Origin of the sequence: Candidatus Effluviviaceae Genus I sp. (assembly GCA_016867725.1) — a bacterium.
Classification (GTDB): Bacteria; Joyebacterota; Joyebacteria; order Joyebacterales; family Joyebacteraceae; genus VGIX01.
In genome coordinates, this window is sequence record VGIX01000004.1 from 41,140 (window position 1) to 61,810 (window position 20,671).

Here is a 20,671-nt window from a genome sequence, read left to right on the forward strand (position 1 = left end):
CTTGACAGGAGGCGCGTCGAGCGATGTATCCTCTTGCAAAATCAGAAGGTTATGGACACCGGGAGACGTGGAACACGGAGGGCGCATGAGGCGGGGCAGCGGGACGGGGCTTGCGCCCCTGGTCCTGGTCGGCATCGCCGCGCTCGTCGCGAGCGCGGAGGGCGGCGTCCTGACGGGCATCGGGGCCATCCCGGACCCGTTCTCTCCGAACGTGGACGGCGTCTACGACTCGACCGCCGTGCACTACACGCTGTCGGAGACCGCGGCGGTCATCGTGTCCGTGGCCGATTCGTCTCTCGTCGAACTGGCGACCCTCTGGGCAGGATGGGAGGGAGCCGGCGACCGCAGGCACTGGTGGAACGGTCGCGTGGGCGGCGCCGTGGCGGGCGACGGGCGGTATGCGTTCGTCGTGACCGCGGTGCCCCAGGGGGGCGGCCTCGAACAGGCCGTCGCCCCGCTCCGCCTGGACACGGACCCTCCCGTCGTTCTGCAGCTTGAGGCCCTCCCTGCCCGCTTCTCGCCCGACGCGGACGGTGTGGCCGACACGCTGACGGTGTCGGGTTCGGCCGCGTTCGCGCACGCGAGCGACCGCGTCCGGGTGCGGGCGCTCACGCCCTCCGGCTCCGTCGTCCGCAGCATTCTGCCGCCGTCGGGCTCAGGCTCGTTCAGGGCGCGCTGGGACGGCCGGTCCGACTCGGGAGTGGTCTCACCGGATGGGCTCTACGTCATCGAAGCGGAGGCGTGGGACCTCGCGGGAAACTCCTCCGAGGCGACCGTGCTCATCGACCTGGACATCGCGCCCCCGCGCCTCGGGGCGCGCTTTCCTCAGCCCGGGGCGGCGGAGTTCCGCGTGGCGGACACGCTGGCCGTCGTCACCGGGTGGGCCTACGACCGCGCCGGCGTGCGGGCCGTCCAGGTCTCGCTTGACGGCGTGGCGTGGACCGGCGTCGGGGCGAGCGGGGCCGACACGGTTGACTGGAGCCACGCGCTCGTCTGCGGAGCCTGCGTGCCCGGTGTGGCCGACGAGAGCGTCTCCCTCCGCGTGCGGGCGTACGACGGCGCGGCGACCGCCGACGGGCTGGGGCACGTCAACACGACGACGAGCGCGAACCCCATTCTGTCAGTTCCTGTCGTCTTCGACGTCGCCGGCCCGATCCACACGTCGAGCACGGTGCAGGCGCCGGGTCCCCGCTTCACGCCGGGGCAGATGATCACGATCTCCACGAGGTGGGACAGCCGGGGATACACGATTGCCGCCGACTTCAGCCGCGTGGACAGCGAGTTCCTCCCCGGCCTCGTGCAGGTCATCGACTCGGGCGGGGGCACGTACCTCGTGAAGTACGTGACGTCGGACGCGAACGCGCTCCTGCCCGTGACGAACGCGCGGGTCATCATCACGGCGACGGACGCCTTCCAGCGCTCCGTGCCGGATTCGTCGGTGACCGTTTCGGTCGCGACGGGGTCGAGCGAGGTCGAGGCATTCGAGCTGGACCGGAACGCGTTCGATCCGTCGGCCGGCGAGTCGGTGACCATCGGCCTCGGAGGCGGATCGGGGATCTCTCGGGTCGCGGTCTACAACGCCGCGGGCGCGCTCGTGCGCTCGATCGAGGCGAGCGGGGCGTCGTCCATCGCGTGGGACGGCCGCGGCGACGACGGCGAGGCGCTTTCCAGCGGCGTCTACTTCGTGCGGATCCGGTCGGGCGGAAACGAGGCGGTGCGCAAGGTGGCCGTCGTCAAGCGATAGACGAGCCGGGAGGAACGAGCATGAGGTCGACTCTGGGCGCGGCGGTTCTCTCTCTTCTCGCGGCGGCCGCCACGGCCGGTGCGGCGACGGGGACGTCCGGGGCGCAGTGGCTTTCCATCGGCGCGGGCGCGAGGGCCGCGGCGCTCGGGGGCGCCTACGTGTCGCTCGCGGACGACGCGGCGGCCCTGAGCTGGAACCCGGCCGGTCTGGCCCACGGCGATGGACACAGGCTCACGCTGTCGCACGTCTCGTGGCTGTCGGGCGCGACCTACCAGCACGGCGCGTACGCAGGTCGCCTGGGATCGAGCGGAGGGTTCGGGCTCTCGCTCGAGCAGGGCGGGCTGCGCTGGGACAACACAGGCGACGGCGACTTCGAGGCCGGCGACTTCTGCGGCGCGCTCGGATACGCAAGGCAGCTTCGCGAGGCGATCGCCGTAGGAGCCGCGCTCAAGCTCGTCTCCAGCAGGCTCGGCGACGACGACGCGTCGTCGTACGCGCTCGACGCCGGCGTGCTGTACGAGCCGTTCGAGAACGTCTCGGTCGGCGCGGCCGTGCGGAACCTCGGCCCCGGGATGGACTTCGGAGGAGGGGCCGACCCGCTTCCGGCCACCGTCGCCGCCGGAGCGTCGTGCGCGTGGCGCGACGTCGTCGTGGCGCTCGACGTGGAGAAGCAGAACGACCTCGGGCCTGCCGCGCGGGCCGGCGTCGAGTACCGGCCGCTGCGCGGCGTCGCGCTTCGGGGAGGCGCCGTGCTCGGGCCCGAGAGCGCTCTGTCGGCGCTCTCCGCCGGCGTGGGGCTGTCGTGGAACGAGCGGTGGGCGCTCGACTACGCGTTCCGCCCGTCCGAGCTCACCGACACGCACCACTTCTCGTTGTCGGCGGCGCTCGGAGGCGCCGCCGGCGCCGCGCCGGTCCCGGCGTCGGGAGCAGCGGCCGTCCCGGCGGCCTCCGCGCCCCAGACGCACATCGTCGTCGTGAGCGCCCTCGCGCGGGAGGCGATCGCCGAGGCGATCGATCGGATGACGCTCCCGCCGCGCTCGGACGTCTACGTGGCGCTCGTCGACAAGCACGACGCGAGCTGGCTCGTGCAGTCGCTCATCAACGAGAAGCTCACGTCCATGGGACACGTGGTGAAGTCCGGCGCGATCAGCGGCGACGAGACCGGGGGCGCCTACCAGGTGTCGTTCCGCGTCGTCTCCTGCCAGGTCTCGCTGCCGAGGACGTGGCGTGAGTGGATGGTGGGGCCGAAGCGCGCCGAGCGGCGGACGGACGTGGACATCTACTTTCAGCTGTCGGACGCGTCGGGCAACGTCATGTGGGCCGGCAACGCGCGGCGCGAGCGCCGCGAGGTCGTTCCCGGCGCGCTCGTGGGCCAGCTCGCGACGCCCGGGCAGGCGTTCGCTTCCCCGGAGCTCAAGGAGGGCGGGTGGGACAAGGTCCTCGAGCCGGTCATCGTGGCGGGGATCGTGGGCGGGCTCATCTATCTCTTCTACACGAGCAAGGCGTCGAGCTGAGCCTGTCTCGCTCGAAGGAGGACCGAACGTGATCACGTCCCGGCGCACGGCTCCGGTCTTGGCAGCGCTGCTCGCGGTCGTCGCGATCGCGCTCTTCGGCTGCTCCTCGATGCCCGAGATCGGCAGCGACGTCACGACCGAGGACGCGTACGCTCTCGGCGTGGCCGCGGCCGAGAAGGGAGACCACCTCTACGCCATCGAGGCGATGAACCGCGTGCTCGCGCGGTCGCCCCTCCACGAGCTGGCCGACGACGCGCTCCTGGCGCTTGCGAAGTCGCGCCAGGCGATGGGCGACTACCCCGCGGCCGAGCAGGAGTACCACCGTGTCCCCGCGGAATACCCGCGCTCGCCGCTCGTCGCGGAGGCCGCCTACAGGCTCGGGCTCACCTACTACGACCAGTCGCGCCCCGCGGCCCTGGACCAGACGATGACCGAGCGGGCGATCGCGCAGCTGTCGCGCTTCCTGACCGAGCACCCGGACAGCCCGTTCACGGAGCCGGCCCGGGAGAGGGTCGCGGAGCTGCGCTCGAGGCTGGCCGAGAAGACCTACGAGAGCGGCCGCCTCTACGTGCTGCTCAAGAGCGGGCGGGCCGCGCGCGTGTACTTCGAGGCCGTGGCGCGCGACTACGCCGACACGCCGTGGGCGCCCAGGGCGCTCCTCGCGCTGGCGCGGAGCGCGGCGACCGACGGCGCGCACGACGAGGCGCGCGCGGCCTACGAGCGGCTGGTCCTCCTCTATCCGCAGAGCGACGAGGCCGCGGCGGCCGCGCTCGAGATGGCCGCGCCGTAGCCTCCCGCCGCCCCGGAGGGGGTGTTCCCGTTGGCGACAGGTCTCATGGGGGGGACGTTCGACCCCATTCACATCGCGCACCTCGTCATGGCCGATCAGGCCGTGGCTCAGTTCGGCCTCGTCCGGCTGATCTTCGTGCCGGCGCCCCGTCCGCCGCACAAGGGGGACGGAGCGGAGGCGTCGTTCGAGGACAGGCTCGAGATGGTCAGGCGGGCGATCGCCGGGAACCCGCGCCTCGCGGTGTCGGACATCGAGTCCCGGCGCTCCGGGCCGTCGTACACGATCGACACGGTCCGCGCCGTGGCCGCGGAGCTTCCCGGCGAGGAGCTCACGTTCGTCGCGGGATCGGACAGCCTGACGCAGCTTGCGGCATGGAAGCTGCCCGAGGAGCTCCTCGCCGCGTGTCGGTTCGTCGTCGCGCCGCGGCCGGGCTTCGCCATCGAGCGGACGGAGCCCAGGTTCGCCGACCGCATCGCGGTTCTGGACATGCCCGCGCTCGACGTGTCCTCGCGGGACATCCGCCGGAGGCTCCGCCGGGGGGCGAGCATCCGCTACCTCGTTCCTCCCGAGGTCGAGGCCTTCATCAGAGAGAAGAACCTCTACACATGAAGCCCGCGACGGACCGGCTCACGGCGGCGCCCGCGGGTCCGTCGGGCTCGCCGGACCTCTGCCTGGTCGACGGCAGTGCCCTGGCCTACCGTTCGCACTTCGCGTTCATCAGGAACCCGCTTCTGAACTCGAAGGGCGCGAACGTGAGCGCGGTCTACGGGTTCGTGTCGTCTCTGCTGCCCATCCTCGAGCGCGTGGCGCCTCGGCTCGCCGCGGTCGTGTTCGACACGCCGGAGCCGACGTTCCGCCACCGCGAGTTCGCGGCGTACAAGGCGACGCGGCCGCCGATGCCCGACGACCTCGTGCAGCAGCTCGACGGCATCAGGGACGTCGTCGAGGCGCTCGGGATCCCCGTGCTGGCGGTCCCCGGCTACGAGGCCGACGACGTCATCGGCACGCTCGCGGTCGCGGCCGCGGCGAAGGACCTGCGGTCCCTCATCGTGTCGGGCGACAAGGACCTCCTGCAGCTCGTCGGCCCGCTCGTCACGGTGTACGACCCCGGCAAGGACATCGAATTCTCGCCGGCCGAGGTCGCCTCGCGGTTCGGCGTTCCGCCGGAGCGCGTCGTCGACGTGCTGGGGCTCATGGGGGACTCGTCCGACAACATCCCGGGAGTGCCCGGCGTGGGGAAGAAGACGGCCGTTGAGCTCGTCGCACGGTTCGGCGCGATCGAGGACGTGGTGGCGCACGCCGACGAGATCTCGGGCCCGGCGCGAAGGAGGAACGTCGTCGAGCACGCCGCGCAGGCGCTCGCGAGCCGCGCGCTCGCGACGATCCGCACCGACGCGCCGGTCGGCGCCGCCCTCGACGACCTCGCGCGGCGCCAACCCGACCGGGAGAGGCTCGTGGCGCTCTTTCGCGAGCTCGAGTTCCCGTCCTTCCTCAGACGCCTCGTGCCGGAGGAGACGCCCGAGGAGCGGGAGCGCGGGCGGGCCTACGAGGTCGTGGGCGACGAACGGGCGCTCGAGGCGCTGGTCGGCGAGCTCAGGACGTCCGAGGGCTTCGCCGTGGACCTCGAGACGACCTCGCTCGACCCGACCGCGGCGGAGATCGTCGGGATCTCGTTCTCGCGCGCGGCGTGGCGCGCCTGGTACGTGCCCGTCGGGCACGGCGGAGCGGGCCTCGGCCGGGAGGCCGCGCTCGCCGCGCTTCGACCGCTTCTCGAGGACGCCTCCGTGCCGAAGGCGGGGCAGAACCTCAAGTTCGACTACGCCGTGCTGCGCTGTCACGGCATCGAGCTTGGCCCGGTCGCGTTCGACACGATGCTCGCCTCGTACCTTCTGGACCCGGAGAAGCGGTCGCACGGGCTCGCCGCGCTCGCCCTCGAGCGGCTCGGCAGGACGATGACGCCCATCGAGGACCTCATCGGGAGGGGCAGGGAGCAGCTCACGCTCGCGGAGGTCCCGCTCGACGACGTCCGCGACCACGCCTGTGCCGACGCCGAGGTCGCGTGGAGCCTTGCGGAGGTTCTCAGGCGCGAACTGGACGCGGCGGGCCTCTCGCCGCTTCTGCGCCAGGTCGAGCTTCCTCTCGTTCCCGTCCTCGCGAGGATGGAACTCGCGGGTGTGGCCGTGGACACCGAGCTCCTCGGGAAGCTCGCGGAGAACTACGGGCGCGAGGCCGAGGCGCTTCGGCGCAGCGTCTGGACGGCGGCGGGAGTCGAGTTCAACCTGGACTCGCCGAAGCAGGTGGGCGAGGTGCTCTTCAACGCGCTCGGCCTGAGGAAGGGACGGCGCACGAAGACCGGCTACTCGACCGATGAGAGAACGCTCCTCGCGCTCGCGGCGAAGCACGAGATCGCCGGGCTTCTCCTTTCGTACCGGCAGCTCACGAAGCTCAAGGCCGGCTATCTCGATGCTCTCCCGAAACTCGTGAGTCCGCGGACCGGGCGTGTCCACACCACGTACAACCAGGCGGTGGCGGCCACCGGGCGGCTGTCGAGCAGCAACCCGAACCTCCAGAACATCCCGACGCGGACGGACCTCGGCCGCGAGGTCCGCAGGGCGTTCGTCGCCGGCCCGGGCCGCGTGCTCGTGTCGGCGGACTACTCGCAGATCGAGCTTCGGATCATGGCGCACCTGTCGGGCGACGAGGGGCTTGCGGACGCCTTCCGCGCGGGCAAGGACCTCCACAGGGCGACCGCGGCGCTCATCTTCGCGACCCCCGAGGAGTCCGTGACGAAGGCGCAGCGCGACTGGGCGAAGACGGTGAACTTCGGCATCATGTACGGCATGACGGCGTACGGCCTGGCGCGCGAGCTCGGCATCGAGCCCGCCGAGGCGCAGGCGTTCATCGACCGGTACTTCGCGACGTACCCGCGGGTGAAGGAGTATACTGAGCGGGCGGTCCGGGACGCCGAGCGCACCGGGTGGTCGTCCACGCTGCTGGGCCGCCGCCGCCCCATCAGGGGGCTCTCGGCTGGTAACCAGGCGGCCAGGGCGCTCGCCGAGCGCACGGCCGTGAACACGCCCATCCAGGGGAGCGCGGCTGACATGATCAAGCTCGCGATGATCGAGGCCGACCGCGCGATCGCCGAGGGCGGGCTTCCGGCGCGGATGGTCCTGCAGGTCCACGACGAGCTCGTGTTCGAGGCGGACGAGGGCGCGGCGGGTGACGTCGTCGCGCTGGCGCGGCGGTGCATGGAGCGCCCGCCGGGCGTCGAGCTCGACGTGCCCGTGGCGGTCAACGTCGCCGTCGGGGCGAGCTGGTACGAGGCGCACTAGGAGGCGGGGTGTTCCGCGTCGGCCTGGTCGGCGGCATCGGCACGGGGAAGAGCGAGGTCGCGAGGCTCCTCGAGGCCCGCGGCGCCGCCGTGATCCGCGCCGACGATCTGGCCCGCGAACTGGTCGAGCCGGGCACGCCGACGTTCCGCGCGCTCGTCGAGTCGTTCGGGGAGACGATCGTCGCGCCGGACGGGCGGCTCGACCGACGCGGGCTCGGGAGCATCGCGTTCGCGTCCGAGGAGGCCCTGGCGAAGCTCAACGCGATCACGCACCCGCCGCTCGTCGAGGCCATCGCGCTCCGCCTCGAGGCCGTGGAGCGCGAGCGCGGCCGCGGCGTCGTGGTCGTCGAGGCGGCGCTCCTCGCGCAGTGGGACGTGCTGGACCTCTTCGACCTCGTGGTCGCCGTCCGCGCGCCGCTCGAGACCCGGATCGAGCGGCTGGCGCGCGACGGGCTCTCGCGGGAGGACGCGCTCGCGCGGATGCGGGCGCAGCGTGACGAGGAGGCGCTCGTCGGGTCGGCGGGCGCGGTCATCGACAACGACGGCACGCTCGCGCGGCTCGAGTCGCGGGTGAACGACCTCTGGGAGTCGGTGCCGCCCGAGGAGAGGAACGCCGCATGAGCAACGGTCTGGACAAGGAGCTCCGCGGGATCAGCGCCCGCATCGGGGAGCTCAGGAGCTACCTTTGACACGCCCGCGAAGGAGAAACGGCGGGGCGAGCTCGAGGCGCTGACGGCCGCGGCCGGCTTCTGGCAGGACGGCGCGCGCGCCAAGGGGATCATCGACGAGCTCAACGCGCTCAAGGCGTGGCTCGAGCCGATCGCGGCGCTCGAGCGGCGCGTCGAGGACGCGCGCGCGCTCGTCGAGATGGCCGACGAGGAGGGCGGCGAGGCGGAGGAGGAAGCGCGGAAGGAGGTCGCGTCGCTCGCGGAAGAGCTCGGCGCGCTCGAGTTCCGCAAGATGCTCTCGGGCACGGACGACGAGCGCGGGGCGATCCTCGCGATCCACCCCGGGGCCGGCGGCACCGACTCGCAGGACTGGGCGCAGATGCTCCTTCGCATGTACCTCGCGTGGGCGGCCCGGAAGGGCTACGACGTGCAGCTCATGGACGTTCAGCCGGGGGACGGGGCGGGCATCAAGAGCGCGACCGCCCTCGTGAAGGGCCAGTACGCCTACGGCTACCTCAGGGCGGAGGCCGGCGTCCACCGGCTCGTGAGGTTGTCGCCGTTCGACGCGGCGCACCGGCGGCACACGTCGTTCGCGTCCGTCGCGGCGTACCCGGACGTCGAGGAGGAGAACGACGTCGAGATCAGGGACGCCGACGTCCGCGTGGACTTCTTCCGCGCGAGCGGCCCCGGCGGTCAGCACGTCAACAAGAGCTCGACGGCCGTCCGCGTCACGCACATTCCGACGGGGATCGTGGTCTCGTGCCAGAACGACCGCTCGCAGTTCCGGAACCGCGAGAACGCGATGAAGGTGCTGCGCGCGCGGCTCTACGCGATGCGCGAGGAGGAGCGCCGGAAGGAGCAGGAGGCGGCGGCGCCGGAGAAGAAGGACATCGCGTGGGGAAGCCAGATCCGGTCGTACGTCCTGCACCCCTATCAGATGGTGAAGGACGTGCGGACGGGCCTTGAGACGTCGAACGTGGGCGGCGTGCTCGACGGCGCGCTCGACGAGTTCATCGAGGCCTATCTCAAGGCGAGCTGAGGCGACGAAGAGAGCGCGGCAAGGAGGGTCACGTGGAGAGGCCGGAGAGCGGCGTCGTCGCGGGCATGCGCGAGAACCTCGCGAGGCTGCGGGAGAAGGGCGTGGACCCGTACCCGCGGCGCGCGGCGCGGTCGCACCGGGCCGGCGACGTCGCGCGCGACTTCGCGTCGCTCGAGGGGCGCGAGGTCGCCGTGGCGGGACGGCTCACGGCCATCCGCGGGCACGGGAGGGCGGTCTTCGCCGACCTCGAGGACGGGAGCGGGAGCATCCAGCTCTTCGTGAGGGCCGACGCCGTGGGCTCGGAGGCGTTCGCGCTCTGGAAGCACTTCGACCTCGGTGACATCGTCGGCGCGCGCGGCGCGGTCATGAAGACGAGGGCGGGGGAGGTGAGCGTCGGCGTCTCTTCGTTCGAACTCCTCGCGAAGGCGCTCCGACCGCTGCCCGAGAAGTGGCACGGGCTCCGCGACAAGGAGCTCCGCTTCCGCCACCGCTACCTCGATCTCATCGCGAACGCGGAGTCGAGGCAGGTCTTCGCGCGGCGCAGCGCGATCCTCGCGGCCGTCCGGCGCTTCATGGACGGGCGCGGATACCTCGAGGTGGAGACGCCCATTCTGCAGCCCACGTACGGCGGCGCGTTCGCCCGCCCGTTCACCACGCACCACCACGCGCTCGACATGCCGCTCTTCCTCAGGATCGCCGACGAGCTGTACCTCAAGCGCCTCATCGTCGGCGGGCTCGAGCGCGTGTACGAGATCGGGAAGGACTTCCGGAACGAGGGGATGGACCGCACGCACAGCCCCGAGTTCACGCAGCTCGAGCTGTACGAGGCGTACAGCGACTACGAAGGCATGATGGAGCTCTGCGAGTCGCTCGTCGCGCGCCTGGCCGACGAGGTGCTGGGCACGCGGCAGGTGCCGTGGCAGGGCGGCGCCATCGACGTGACGCCGCCGTGGCGGCGGCTCCGCGTGACGGACGCGGTGCGGGACGCCCTCGGTCTGTCCGGGCCGCTCACCCGCGAGACCGTCGCGACCGGCGCGAAGGAGGCAGGGCTCGAGCTCGCCGGGAGCGAGAGCTTCGGCGCGCTCGTCGAGACGGTCCTGGCGCAGCTCGTCGAGCCGAAGCTCGTGGAGCCGACGTTCCTCGTGGACTACCCGCGCGAGATCTCGCCGCTGGCGAAGCAGACGGCGGCGGACCCCGATCTCGTCGAGCGCTTCGAGGTGTTCATCGCGGGGCTCGAGCTCGGCAACTCGTTCACCGAGCTCAACGACCCCGACGAGCAGCGGAGGCGCTTCGAGACGCAGCAGACGCTGCGCGAGGGCGGCGACCTCGAGGCGCAGGGCATGGACGAGGACTTCCTCCAGGCGCTCGAGCAGGGCATGCCGCCGACCGGCGGGCTGGGCATCGGGATCGACCGTCTCGTGATGTTCCTCACCGACTCGCGGAGCATCCGGGACGTCCTGCTCTTCCCGCCCATGCGTCCGGGCGACTAGCCCGGGAAGGAGCCGTCGTTGGCTTTCGAGTGGTTCATCGCGTGGCGGTACCTCCGCGCGAAGAGGAAGTCGCGGTTCGTCTCGATCATCAGCGCCATCTCGATCGGGGGCGTCGCCGTCGGCGTCATGGCGCTCGTCGTCGTGCTCGCGGTCATGAACGGCTTCGAGCAGGAGGTGCACAGGAGGATCATCGGCATCAACGCGCACGTCATCGTGCTCACGTTCGGGAACGAGCCGATCCGCGACTACGACGCTCTCACGGCCCGGATCAACGCGATGCCGCACGTCGTGGCCGCCGCCCCGTTCACCTACTCCAAGGGCGTTCTCAAGGGCCGCGGAGGGTCGGACGGCATCGTGGTCCGCGGGATCGACCTGGCGGCGGAGGCCCGGGTGTCCGACATCCTCACCAACGTCGATCCCCAGGTGACCGAGTTCGTCGCGCGCCCCGGCGGGCTGCCACCGGCCATCCTCGGCGACGAGCTCGCCGGGAGGCTGCGCGCCGACGTCGGGGACACGGTCGCGATGACGTCGCCGTTCGACTACGTGCTCACTCCGATGGGCCTCATGCCGGCGGTCCGGCGGTTCGAGGTCGTGAGCCTCATGAGCTCGGGGATGTTTGAGTACGACCAGTCGCTCGTCTACATTGACCTTCCGAGCGCGCAGTCGCTGTTCGGCTACAAGGACTCGGTGATCGGGATCTCCGTGAAGACGGACGATCCCTACCGCGCCCCGGAGATCGGCGCGAACATCGTGGACCGCCTGGGAGGGTTCCCGTACCGCGCCAACAACTGGATCGAGCTCAACCGCAACCTGTTCACCTGGATGCGGACCGAGAAGAAGGTCATGTTCTGGATCCTGTCGCTCATCGTCCTCGTGGCGGCGTTCAACATCGCGAGCACCCTGATCATGGTCGTGATGGAGAAGACCAAGGACATCGGCATCCTGAAGTCCATGGGCGCGACGCCGCGGTCGGTCAGGCGCATCTTCGAGCTCGAGGGACTGGTCATCGGGGGCGTCGGGACGGTCCTCGGGGCCATCGGCGGGTTCGTCCTCGCGAGCCTGCTGGACAGGTACCAGTTCGTCTCCCTGCCAGGCGACGTCTACCCCATCGAGACGCTTCCGGTGCAGATGCAGGTCCTGGACTTCGTCGTCGTGTCGGCGGCCGCCATGCTCATCAGCTTCGCGGCCGCGCTCTACCCAGCATGGCAGGCCTCGCGGCTCGCGCCCGTCGAGGCGATCCGGAGGAAGTAGCGTGGCGGCGATCCTTGCGGCGCGGGGCGTGACGAAGAGCTTCGTCACGGGCGAGAAGCGGCTCGACGTGCTCACGGGCGTGGACCTCGAGGTGGAGCGCGGCGAGATCATCTCCATCGTCGGCCCGTCGGGCGTCGGGAAGAGCACGCTCCTTCACATCATGGGAACGCTCGACGCGCCGACCGCCGGGACCGTGTTCATCGACTCGACCGACGCGTTCGCGCTCTCGGAGACCGAGCGCGCCGCGTTCAGGAACCGGACCGTGGGCTTCGTGTTCCAGTTCCACCACCTGCTCAAGGAGCTCACCGCGCTCGAGAACGTCATGATGCCCTGCCTCATCGCAGGGATGACGCGCGCGGATGCTGCGGCGCGGGCGTCCGCGCTCCTCGCCCGCGTTCGCCTCTCCGAGCGGGTGGACCACAGGCCGGGCGAGCTGTCGGGAGGCGAGGAGCAGCGCGTGGCCGTGGCCAGGGCGCTCGCGACGGGCCCGCACGTCGTCCTCGCGGACGAGCCGTCCGGGAACCTGGACCGGGCGTCCGGCACGGAACTCCACGATCTTCTGTGGGAGCTCCGGGACTCCACCGGACAGACGTTCGCCATCGTGACCCACAACGAGGAGCTGTTCCACCGCGCGGACCGCGTCATCACGCTGCGCGGCGGGCGGGCGGTGGAGCTCCCGAGGGGCGGCGCGTGATCTGCACGGACTGCGGGAACAGGCAGGCGGTGGTCACCTACACCGAGTTCGCCGACGGCAAGGCGACCGCGTGGAACCTGTGCGAGGAGTGCGCCGCCAGGCGCGGCGTGAGCGCGTCGCTCTCGTCGCTGTCGGGGCCGCTCGTCAACATCCTCATGGGCCTTCTCGAGGAGGCGGGCCGCGAGGGCGCGGCGGAGCCGGGGCCGACATGCGACGGGTGCGGGCTCTCCCTCGCGGAGTTCCGGAAGCGGGGGAGGCTCGGATGCCCGGCGTGCTACGCCGCGTTCCACGACGAGCTTGCGTCCCTCGTGCGGAGGATCCACGGCAGCACGGAGCACGCGGGCCGCGTCCCGGGATCGCTCGAGTCGCTCGAGGGGCCGAGGCGGGAGGTCCTGAGGCTGCGCGCCGAGCTCGAGCGCGCCGTGAAGCGCGAGGAGTACGAGCGCGCGGCGTCGCTCCGGGACCTCATCAGGCAGAAGGAGGAGAGCCTGCGCGCCGGGAGGGAACGGTCGTGACGTGGTCGTTCGACGCGATGATGCGTGAGCCGGCGGCCTGGCTGGACGGCTCCGGGGCGCGCTCGGACGTGATCCTCTCCACGCGCGTGCGGCTCGCCCGGAACATCGAGGGCGAGCGGTTCCCTGGTCGCGCGGGGCGCGCGGACCTCGAGCGCGTCCGCGACCGCGCGCTCGAGGCGGCGCTCAGGAGCAACTACCTCCGCAACGCCCTCGTCGTCCGCGTGGAAGACGCCGACGAGCCCCAGCGGCAGATCCTCGTGGAGCGCCACCTCGCGAGCCCCGAGCTCGCGTGCGGCGGCCCGGGCGGCGCCGTCGTCGTCGGCGAGCGCGAGATCGTGAGCGTCATGGTGAACGAGGAGGACCACATCCGGCTCCAGTGCATCCGCTCGGGTCTCCAGCCCCTCGACGCCTGGCGCCTGGCCGGCAAGATCGAGTCCGAACTGGACCGGAACTTGCATTACGCTTTCTTGAGCGACTGGGGGTATCTCACAGCATGCCCGACGAACGTGGGCACAGGGATGCGCGTCTCCGTGCTCGCGCACTTCATCGCGCTCGTGCGGAGCGGCCGGGTGTCGCAGGTTCTGGGCAGCGTGAGCAAGCTCGGCCTGTCGGTGCGCGGGTTCTACGGGGAGGGCAGCGCCGCGCAGGGGGCGTTCTTCCAGATCTCGAACCGGACGACGCTCGGGCAGACCGAGGACGACATCGCCTACACGGTGGAGCGCGTCGCCGGGCAGCTGTCGAACCTCGAGTCGGAGGCGCGCGCGCAGCTCGCCGCGAGCGACCGGCGCCTCGCCGATGAGGCATGGCGCGCGTACGGCGTGCTCCGGAGCGCGCGGCTGCTGACGGCGGGCGAGGTCATGGAGCTGGCGTCGTCGCTCCGCCTCGGGGTCGCCGAGGGACTGATCGACACCGTGCCCCTGTCCACCGTGAACCGACTCCTCGTGGTCACGCAGCCGGGGCATCTGAGATACGTGAGGGGGGACGCGTCGGCCGAGGAGCGGAACGCCCTTCGGGCCGACATCGTGAGGCGGGAGCTTTCGTCGGCGCACTAGCGCGCGCGAGCGCGCTCCCGCCGCGTCCATGGAGGCCAGCGATGCAGAGACAGAGGGACTTCACGCCGCGCGTGCGACGCGTCCTCTACTTTGCACGGGAAGAGGCCGCGAGGCTCCACCACGACTACCTCGGCACGGAGCACCTGCTCCTGGGGATCGTCCGCGAGGGCGAGGGCGTGGCGGCGACCGTGCTCAGGGAGCTCGCCATCGACCTCGACACCGTCCGGGAGATGGTCGAGTCGTACGTCGCCCGCGGGACCTACGGCGCCTCCATGAAGGAGACGCAGTGGACGCCGCGCGCGAAGACCGTGCTCGAGCTGGCCCGGGAGGAGGCGCGGATCCTCCATCACCAGTACATCGGAACGGAACACCTCCTCCTCGCGCTCGTCCGCGAGGGCGAGGGCGTGGCGGCGAAGGTCCTTCGCGACCTCGATGTGGACCTCCGCACGGCGCGCGACCAGGTGATGAAGGTCCTGGGCGGCGCCGCGGCGGCCGAGGACGGCGAGCACGAGAAGGAGCGGTCCGCCGAGACCCCGACGCTCGACCAGTTCGGTCGCGACCTCACCGAGCTCGCCAGGAAGGGCGAGCTGGACCCGGTCATCGGTCGGCAGCGCGAGATCGAGCGCGTGCTCCAGGTGCTCTCGCGTCGGAAGAAGAACAACCCCGTGCTCATCGGCGAGCCCGGCGTCGGCAAGACCGCCATCGTCGAGGGGCTCGCGCAGAAGATCGTGGGCAACGAGGTTCCCGTCACGCTCAAGGACCGCCGGCTCGTCATGCTCGACCTGTCCTCCACGGTGGCCGGCACGAAGTACCGCGGCCAGTTCGAGGAGCGGCTGAAGACGCTCATGAACGAGATCCGCGAGTGCGAGAACGTCGTCATCTTCATCGACGAGCTGCACACGATCGTCGGCGCGGGCGGCGCCGAGGGCGCCATCGACGCCGCGAACATGCTGAAGCCGGCGCTCGCGCGCGGCGAGCTCCAGTGCATCGGGGCGACGACGCTCGACGAGTACCGCAAGCACATCGAGAAGGACGGCGCCCTCGAGCGGCGCTTCCAGCCCATCATCGTGGACCCGCCGACCGTGGATCAGACGGTCGAGATCCTCAAGGGTCTCCGGTGCCGCTACGAGGAGCACCACTCCGTCGAGATCACGGACGAGGCGCTCGCCACCGCGGCGAAGCTCGCCGACCGGTACATCTCCGACCGCTTCCTGCCGGACAAGGCGATCGACGTCATCGACGAGGCCGGCGCGAGGGCACGGCTCGAGGTGAGCGCGATCCCCTTCGAGATCAAGGAGCTCGAGCGCGAGCTCGACCAGGTCTCCTGCGAGAAGCGGGCCGCGAGCGAGCGGCAGGAGTTCGAGCGCGCGGCCGAGCTCCGGGACAAGGAGCGGGAGTACCAGTCGCGGCTCGAGTCGGCGCGGCGGGAGCTGGTCCAGACGAAGCACAACCACCGCGCGAAGGTGGACGTGGACGACGTGGCCGAGGTCGTCGCGAGCATGACCGGCATCCCCGTGAAGAAGCTGGCGCAGGAGGAGGGCGAGAAGCTCCTCCACATGGAGGACGATCTGCGCGGGCGCGTCGTCGGGCAGGAGGAGGCGCTCACCACCGTCGCGAAGGCGGTGCGCCGCAACCGGGCGGGCCTCCGCGATCCGAAGCGCCCCATCGGCTCCTTCATCTTCCTCGGGCCCACCGGCGTCGGGAAGACCGAGCTCGCCCGGACGCTCGCGCGGTTCCTCTTCGAGGACGAGAACGCCCTCGTGCGCCTCGACATGTCCGAGTACATGGAGCGCTTCGCGGTGTCGAGGCTCGTCGGCGCGCCGCCCGGGTACGTCGGGTACGAGGAGGGCGGGCAGCTGACCGAGAAGGTGCGCCGCCGCCCGTACTGCGTCGTGCTCTTCGACGAGATCGAGAAGGCGCATCCCGACGTGTTCAACATCCTGCTGCAGGTGCTCGAGGACGGCCAGCTCACCGACAGCTTCGGGCGCACCGTGGATTTCCGGAACACGGTGATCATCATGACGTCGAACGTCGGCGCGCGCGACATCGCCCAGGGCCGCGGCATCGGGTTCCAGAAGGAAGACAGCACGCAGGACGTCTACACGCAGATGAAGGGCAAGGTCACCGAGGCCCTCAAGAACGTGTTCAACCCGGAGTTTCTGAACCGCGTGGACGGAACGGTCGTGTTCCGGGCCCTCGGCGCCGGCGAGATGAAGGCCATCGTGGACATCCTCGTCCGCGAGGTGCAGACGAGGCTCTCGGACGCCAAGGTGTCGATCAACGTCTCGGAGGAGGCCAAGGACCTGCTCATCGAGAAGGGCTTCGACCCTGCCTTCGGCGCGCGGCCGCTGCGTCGCGCCATCCAGCGGTATCTCGAGGACCCGCTGTCCGACGAGATCCTCAAGGGGAATCTCGGCGAAGGCGGCGAGATCCTCATCGAACGCAAGGGCGAGGAACTGGCGTTCAGGGTGGCTTCCAGGAAGGTGAAGGCAGCCGCCTAGCCGGTCCGCCTCGCCGATCGGGCGGGAAGTTCACGCATGCGCCATCGCCGCTGGGTCCTTCTTCTCGCCTTCGTGCTCGTCGCGGTCGTGCCCCTCGTCTTCGTCGGGCTCAGGGTCGCGTCGCGCCATCCCGCCTTCCGCCGCGCCGTCGCCGAGCGGCTCATGCCGGACGCGAAGGGGCGGCTCTCCATCGGCGAGCTCGAGGTCGGTCTCGCGTCGGTGCGCGCCGCCGACGTCCGTGTCGAACTCGAGGGCGGCGGGTTCGTCGAGATACCGCGCATCGCGCTCGGCGTGAGCTGGCCGAGGCTCGTGGCCTCCGGGTTCAACCCGGCCGGGAGCCTCGGGAGCGCGGTCGTGAGCGGCCCCCGCATCGTGATCGCGCTGGGCGCCGCGGACGAGGCCGGGACCGGCGCCCGGTTTCGGCCCGCCGCCGTGTTCGATGCCATCCCCGACCGCGTGAGCGTTTCCGATGCATCCATCACGTTCATCGACACCGCCGGTTGGTCCCTCGGCGCGCACTCGCTGGACCTCGTGGCGGCGCGGGGACGCGACGGGCGCGTGGCCGGCGAGGTCTCCGGAAGCTGTCTGGGGGCGCGCGGCAATCTCACGGGGGCGTTCGCGTGGGACCGCCTCTCGCGGTCCCTGTCCGTCACGGCGAGCGTGGCCGACGGCGACCTGTCGTCGGACGGACTCGTGACGCTTCCGCGCGTCCGGGCACGCCCGCTGTCCGGCCGCGGCGAAGCAACCCTCGCGCTCACGACGGACGGCGCGTCCACCGACTGGAACGTCTCCTTCGGACTCCGCGACGCCGACCTGGCCTTCGCCGAAGGCGAGACGCTCCGGGCCGTGAGCGCCCGCGGGTCGCTCGACGGCGACGTCCTCTCGGTGACGGAAGCGACGGGCGCGTGGAGGTCGAGCGACCTCGAGGCCGACGGGGCCGTCTCTCTGGCGCGACGCGAGTTCGACGGGCTCCGCGTGACGGCGAGCGGCCTTCCGCTCGACGCGGCGTGGCGGCTCGCGCGCGGCGAGCACGGGGGCGACGACGTCGCCGTCCCCGAGGGCACCGCCGACCTCGTCGCCGCTCTCACCGGCGCGTTCGGCGCGCCGGTGCTCGATCTCTCCGTGTCCCGCGCCGACCTCACGCTCGGCCCGGTCTCGCTTTCCGGGTGCGCCGGTTCGGGGCGGCTGGGTGACGGCCGCGTCGAGGTCGACCGGTTGACCGGCGAGGCCGCGGGAGGGCGCTTCTCCGTGGCGGGGAGCGCCGGCCGGCGCGACGGGTCCACGCCGTGGACGCTGGATGTGTCCGGCGAGGCGACCGACCTTGACCTCTCCGCGCTCTGGCGCGACGCGGACCCGTCCGTCGGGGGCCGCGTCTCGCTGGGGTCGCTTCGCATCGCCGGGACCACGGAGCGCCCCAGCGCGTCCGCCGAGGTCGCGTGGCGGGCGCTGGCCGTCGCGGGCGTCCAGCTCCGCTCCGGTCGCGGCGACGTCGTCTTCGACGGCGACTCGCTTACGGTCGATCTCAGGTCCGACGCGGGCACCTACGCCGTCGTCGGCTCGGTGACGGACCTCACGACGCGTCCCGCGCTCGACGTCCATGCGACCCTGTCGGGGTTCGCCGCCGACTCGACGCTTGTGCCGCGCGGCGTTCCCCTCGCTCCGACCATCCTCGACGGAAGCCTGTCGCTTCGCGGGCCGCTCGACGGCCTGACGTTCCGCGGGGGGCTCGGCGCGCTGGGCGGCGACCTCACCGGCTTCTTCGCGCTCTCCGGGACGCTCTCGGGCGGCCCGGGCGCGAGGCGCATGGCCGCATCGTGCCGGTCCGAGGACGCGACGCTCCGCGGCGTTGCGGTCCCGCTCTCCGCCGACGTCGCCCTCGATCGCGAGGCGCTGGACATCGCGAACCTCGTCCTGGCGAATGCCGTGACGGCCCACGCCCGCATCGGCCTCAGGGGCGCCCGCGGGATCGAAGGAGAGGTCGTCGTGTCGCAGGCGGCCCTTGCGGACATCCTGCGGGCGGCGGTCGCGAAGCCCGCGCTGGGCGGGGTCGACGGCGCTCTGTCGCTGTCGGCGACGCTCGGCGGGACCGTGGACGAGCCGCGCGCCGAGATCGAGGCTGCGGCCGACGGCGTGCGGATCGGAGGCGTCGGCGGCCTGGGCGCGACGCTCTCGGCCTCCGTCGCGGGGAAGCGCGTCGCGCTGCGCGCCGCGGAGCTCCTCGACGGCGGCACTCCCGCGCTCACCGCGTCGGGGGAGGTGAGCCTCGACCGCGAGGGCGAGGTCTCCGTGTCCGTGCGCGGGAGGGACCTCCCCGGGCGGCTGCTCGGCGGGAGCGACGAGACGCGCTTCGACGTGACCGCCGGCATCGGCGGCACGCGGGGCAGGCCGAGCTTCGACGCGCTCGTGGAGTCCTCCCGCGGGGAGTTCCTCGGGATCCCGTTCGACCGTCTCGCGGCGAGGGTGACCGGCGCGGAGGGCGCTGCGCGTGTTGAGCCGCTCGCGCTCGAGCGCTCGGGGCGCTACCGTCTGAGCGCGACAGGCCTCGTCCCGTACGAGGCGCTGTTGCCGGGCGGCGAGGCGGAAGCCTCCCTCACCGTCGAGGTCGGCGGTGACCCTCTCGCGCTCCTCATGGAAGTGGTCCAGCTGGCCGATGTCGCCAGAGGGGAGGGCACGCTGAACCTCCACCTCGTGGGGAACCGCGACGGCGTGTCGGTGGCGCACGGCGAGCTCGAGGCGAGGGCCAGGAGCGCCAGGCCGCGGGCGCTCTTCGACGAGATCACGGACCTCGCCGTCTCCGTCGCCGTCGTGGACGGAGAGGTGACGTCGGGGGCGGCCGGCGGGCGCGTGGAGGGCAGGGCCGTGCGCCTCGAGAGCGTGCGGGGAGCGTCCCCCGGCGGAGAGGAGCTCCCGGCCCTCGAGGCCGCCGGGATCGACCTCGGCGCTCTGGCCCTCTTCACCGACCCGGCCGGCATCAAGCTGCGGGTCCCCGGCCTCATGCAACCCGGACACGTGGGCCACGCCGCGGCCCGCGGCCGGGACGGCGCCCCCGCGTTCCTCATCGCCGGGCCTTCCGATCAGCCCGTCCTCCGGGGGGAGATCGAGCTGTCCGACATGACCTTCACCTACCCGTTCCTCGAAGGAGGGATCGGCGTCGGCGGCGACTTCCTCTCGGACGCCGAGTGGGACGTGCGGATCATCGCCGGGAGGAACCTGTGGTATCGGCGCGCCGACGCGACGCTGCACGTGGAGCGCGGGGGCAGCCTGGACCTCGTCGGCGTGCCCTCGCAGCACACCCTGTGCGTGGCGGGTCGCGTGGCCGCGAGGCGCGGGACCGTAGGATTCGCCGGCGCCGAGTTCGACGTCCAGAAGGCTGTCGTGGAGTTCCCCGCGTTCTGCGAGCCGCCGCGGTTCACCGTCGAGGCCTTGACGCGCGTCGAGGACGGAACGAGGATCACGCTCAGCATGGACTCCGCCGAGGGGGACCTCATGCTGACCGGCGCCGGCGTGACGCTCGACGAGAGCTCGCTCGTGCTCAGGTCGGACGCTCCAGAGGACGACACGCGGGAGAAGGTCCTTTCGAGGCTGCAGTACGGCATCGGGTTCGACTTCCTCGCCGGCGAGGAGCAGGCTTCGCTGGAGAGGAAGCAGGCGCTCGACGTCGTGGGCAGCCAGATCGGCGGCCAGCTCGTGCGGCCGCTCCTCTCGCCGATCGAGGCCCGCGTGCGCAGGAACCTGCGTCTCGACCTCGTGAGGATCGAGGTCGAGTTCGTCGGGCACTTCCTGTCTCACCTCGACGAGTGGCGCGCCCACGAGGGTCGCGGCGAGTACCTGCCGTTCCTTGCGGACACGCGCGTCACGCTGGGGAAGTACGTCTCGCGTGACTGGTTGCTGTCGTACGTCGGTCGGGCGGAGGCCTTCGAGCAGGACATCGGATACCAGCGCCTCGGTCTTCGCCACGAGCTCGGCGTTGAATACGAGGTGTCTCCGCACACGTCCCTCTCCCTGCGCGTCGTCTACGACCCCCGGCTGTCCGCGTGGGACAGGGGCATCTCCATCGAGAACCGCTTCGAGTTCTGACCGCC

14 protein-coding genes are annotated in these 20,671 nt (G+C 71.6%); all 14 read left to right on the forward strand.

Features of this window, described 5'->3' with window-relative positions:
• Positions 1-85: 85 nt before the first annotated feature.
• The 14 genes from FJY74_02315 to FJY74_02380 all read left to right on the forward strand — a co-directional run bounded on the left by FJY74_02315 (position 86) and on the right by FJY74_02380 (position 20,666).
• Positions 86-1,744, forward strand: coding sequence for a T9SS type A sorting domain-containing protein (locus FJY74_02315; GenBank protein MBM3307141.1), 1,659 nt, complete (start codon positions 86-88; stop codon positions 1,742-1,744).
• A 20-nt stretch (positions 1,745-1,764) separates the two neighbouring features.
• Positions 1,765-3,258: a PorV/PorQ family protein gene (locus tag FJY74_02320; protein MBM3307142.1), complete on the forward strand. Its 1,494-nt coding sequence runs from the start codon at positions 1,765-1,767 to the stop codon at positions 3,256-3,258.
• 28 nt (positions 3,259-3,286) lie between these two features.
• Positions 3,287-4,048, forward strand: coding sequence for an outer membrane protein assembly factor BamD (bamD, locus tag FJY74_02325; GenBank protein ID MBM3307143.1), 762 nt, complete (start codon positions 3,287-3,289; stop codon positions 4,046-4,048).
• A gap of 30 nt (positions 4,049-4,078) precedes the next feature.
• Positions 4,079-4,657: a nicotinate-nucleotide adenylyltransferase gene (locus FJY74_02330; GenBank protein MBM3307144.1), complete on the forward strand. Its 579-nt coding sequence runs from the start codon at positions 4,079-4,081 to the stop codon at positions 4,655-4,657.
• Entirely contained in the window at positions 4,654-7,380 is a 2,727-nt protein-coding gene (gene polA / locus FJY74_02335) for a DNA polymerase I (GenBank protein ID MBM3307145.1), read from the forward strand. Before FJY74_02330 ends, polA begins: the two co-directional genes overlap by 4 nt.
• Positions 7,381-7,388: 8 nt before the next feature.
• A complete protein-coding gene (locus FJY74_02340; GenBank protein MBM3307146.1) occupies positions 7,389-8,000 on the forward strand; it encodes a dephospho-CoA kinase in 612 nt (203 codons plus the stop codon).
• Positions 7,997-9,086 (forward strand): peptide chain release factor 2 gene (prfB, locus tag FJY74_02345; protein MBM3307147.1). Its coding sequence is split into 2 segments (ribosomal slippage): positions 7,997-8,056 and positions 8,058-9,086, totalling 1,089 coding nucleotides; the frame shifts between segments, so codons are not numbered across the junction. Before FJY74_02340 ends, prfB begins: the two co-directional genes overlap by 4 nt.
• A gap of 65 nt (positions 9,087-9,151) precedes the next feature.
• On the forward strand, positions 9,152-10,576 hold the full coding sequence (gene lysS, locus FJY74_02350; GenBank protein MBM3307148.1) for a lysine--tRNA ligase: 1,425 nt from the start codon (positions 9,152-9,154) through the stop codon (positions 10,574-10,576).
• An 18-nt stretch (positions 10,577-10,594) separates the two neighbouring features.
• Positions 10,595-11,827 carry a lipoprotein-releasing ABC transporter permease subunit gene (locus FJY74_02355; GenBank protein MBM3307149.1) on the forward strand — a complete coding sequence of 411 codons (1,233 nt, stop codon included), beginning with the start codon at positions 10,595-10,597 and terminating at the stop codon, positions 11,825-11,827.
• Between the two features lies 1 nt (position 11,828).
• On the forward strand, positions 11,829-12,521 hold the full coding sequence (locus tag FJY74_02360; protein MBM3307150.1) for an ABC transporter ATP-binding protein: 693 nt from the start codon (positions 11,829-11,831) through the stop codon (positions 12,519-12,521).
• The gene (locus tag FJY74_02365) at positions 12,518-13,036 is read left to right on the forward strand and encodes a UvrB/UvrC motif-containing protein (protein MBM3307151.1); all 519 of its coding nucleotides are present in this window, start codon (positions 12,518-12,520) and stop codon (positions 13,034-13,036) included. Before FJY74_02360 ends, FJY74_02365 begins: the two co-directional genes overlap by 4 nt.
• Positions 13,033-14,088, forward strand: a complete 1,056-nt coding sequence (locus FJY74_02370; GenBank protein ID MBM3307152.1) for an ATP--guanido phosphotransferase — start codon at positions 13,033-13,035, stop codon at positions 14,086-14,088. The genes FJY74_02365 and FJY74_02370 overlap by 4 nt, the downstream gene beginning before the upstream one ends.
• A gap of 41 nt (positions 14,089-14,129) precedes the next feature.
• The gene (locus FJY74_02375; protein MBM3307153.1) at positions 14,130-16,589 is read left to right on the forward strand and encodes an ATP-dependent Clp protease ATP-binding subunit; all 2,460 of its coding nucleotides are present in this window, start codon (positions 14,130-14,132) and stop codon (positions 16,587-16,589) included.
• 36 nt (positions 16,590-16,625) lie between these two features.
• Positions 16,626-20,666, forward strand: coding sequence for a translocation/assembly module TamB domain-containing protein (locus FJY74_02380; GenBank protein ID MBM3307154.1), 4,041 nt, complete (start codon positions 16,626-16,628; stop codon positions 20,664-20,666).
• The last annotated feature ends 5 nt before the right edge of the window (positions 20,667-20,671 follow it).

What these genes read in the sequence shown, in the direction of transcription:
- FJY74_02315 (MBM3307141.1), top strand. Translation starts at nt 86, where the DNA reads ATGAGGCGGGGCAGCGGGACGGGGCTTGCGCCCCTGGTCCTGGTCGGC.
- FJY74_02320 (MBM3307142.1), top strand. Translation starts at nt 1,765, where the DNA reads ATGAGGTCGACTCTGGGCGCGGCGGTTCTCTCTCTTCTCGCGGCGGCC.
- polA (MBM3307145.1), top strand. Translation starts at nt 4,654, where the DNA reads ATGAAGCCCGCGACGGACCGGCTCACGGCGGCGCCCGCGGGTCCGTCG.
- lysS (MBM3307148.1), top strand. Translation starts at nt 9,152, where the DNA reads ATGCGCGAGAACCTCGCGAGGCTGCGGGAGAAGGGCGTGGACCCGTAC.
- FJY74_02375 (MBM3307153.1), top strand. Translation starts at nt 14,130, where the DNA reads ATGCAGAGACAGAGGGACTTCACGCCGCGCGTGCGACGCGTCCTCTAC.
- FJY74_02380 (MBM3307154.1), top strand. Translation starts at nt 16,626, where the DNA reads ATGCGCCATCGCCGCTGGGTCCTTCTTCTCGCCTTCGTGCTCGTCGCG.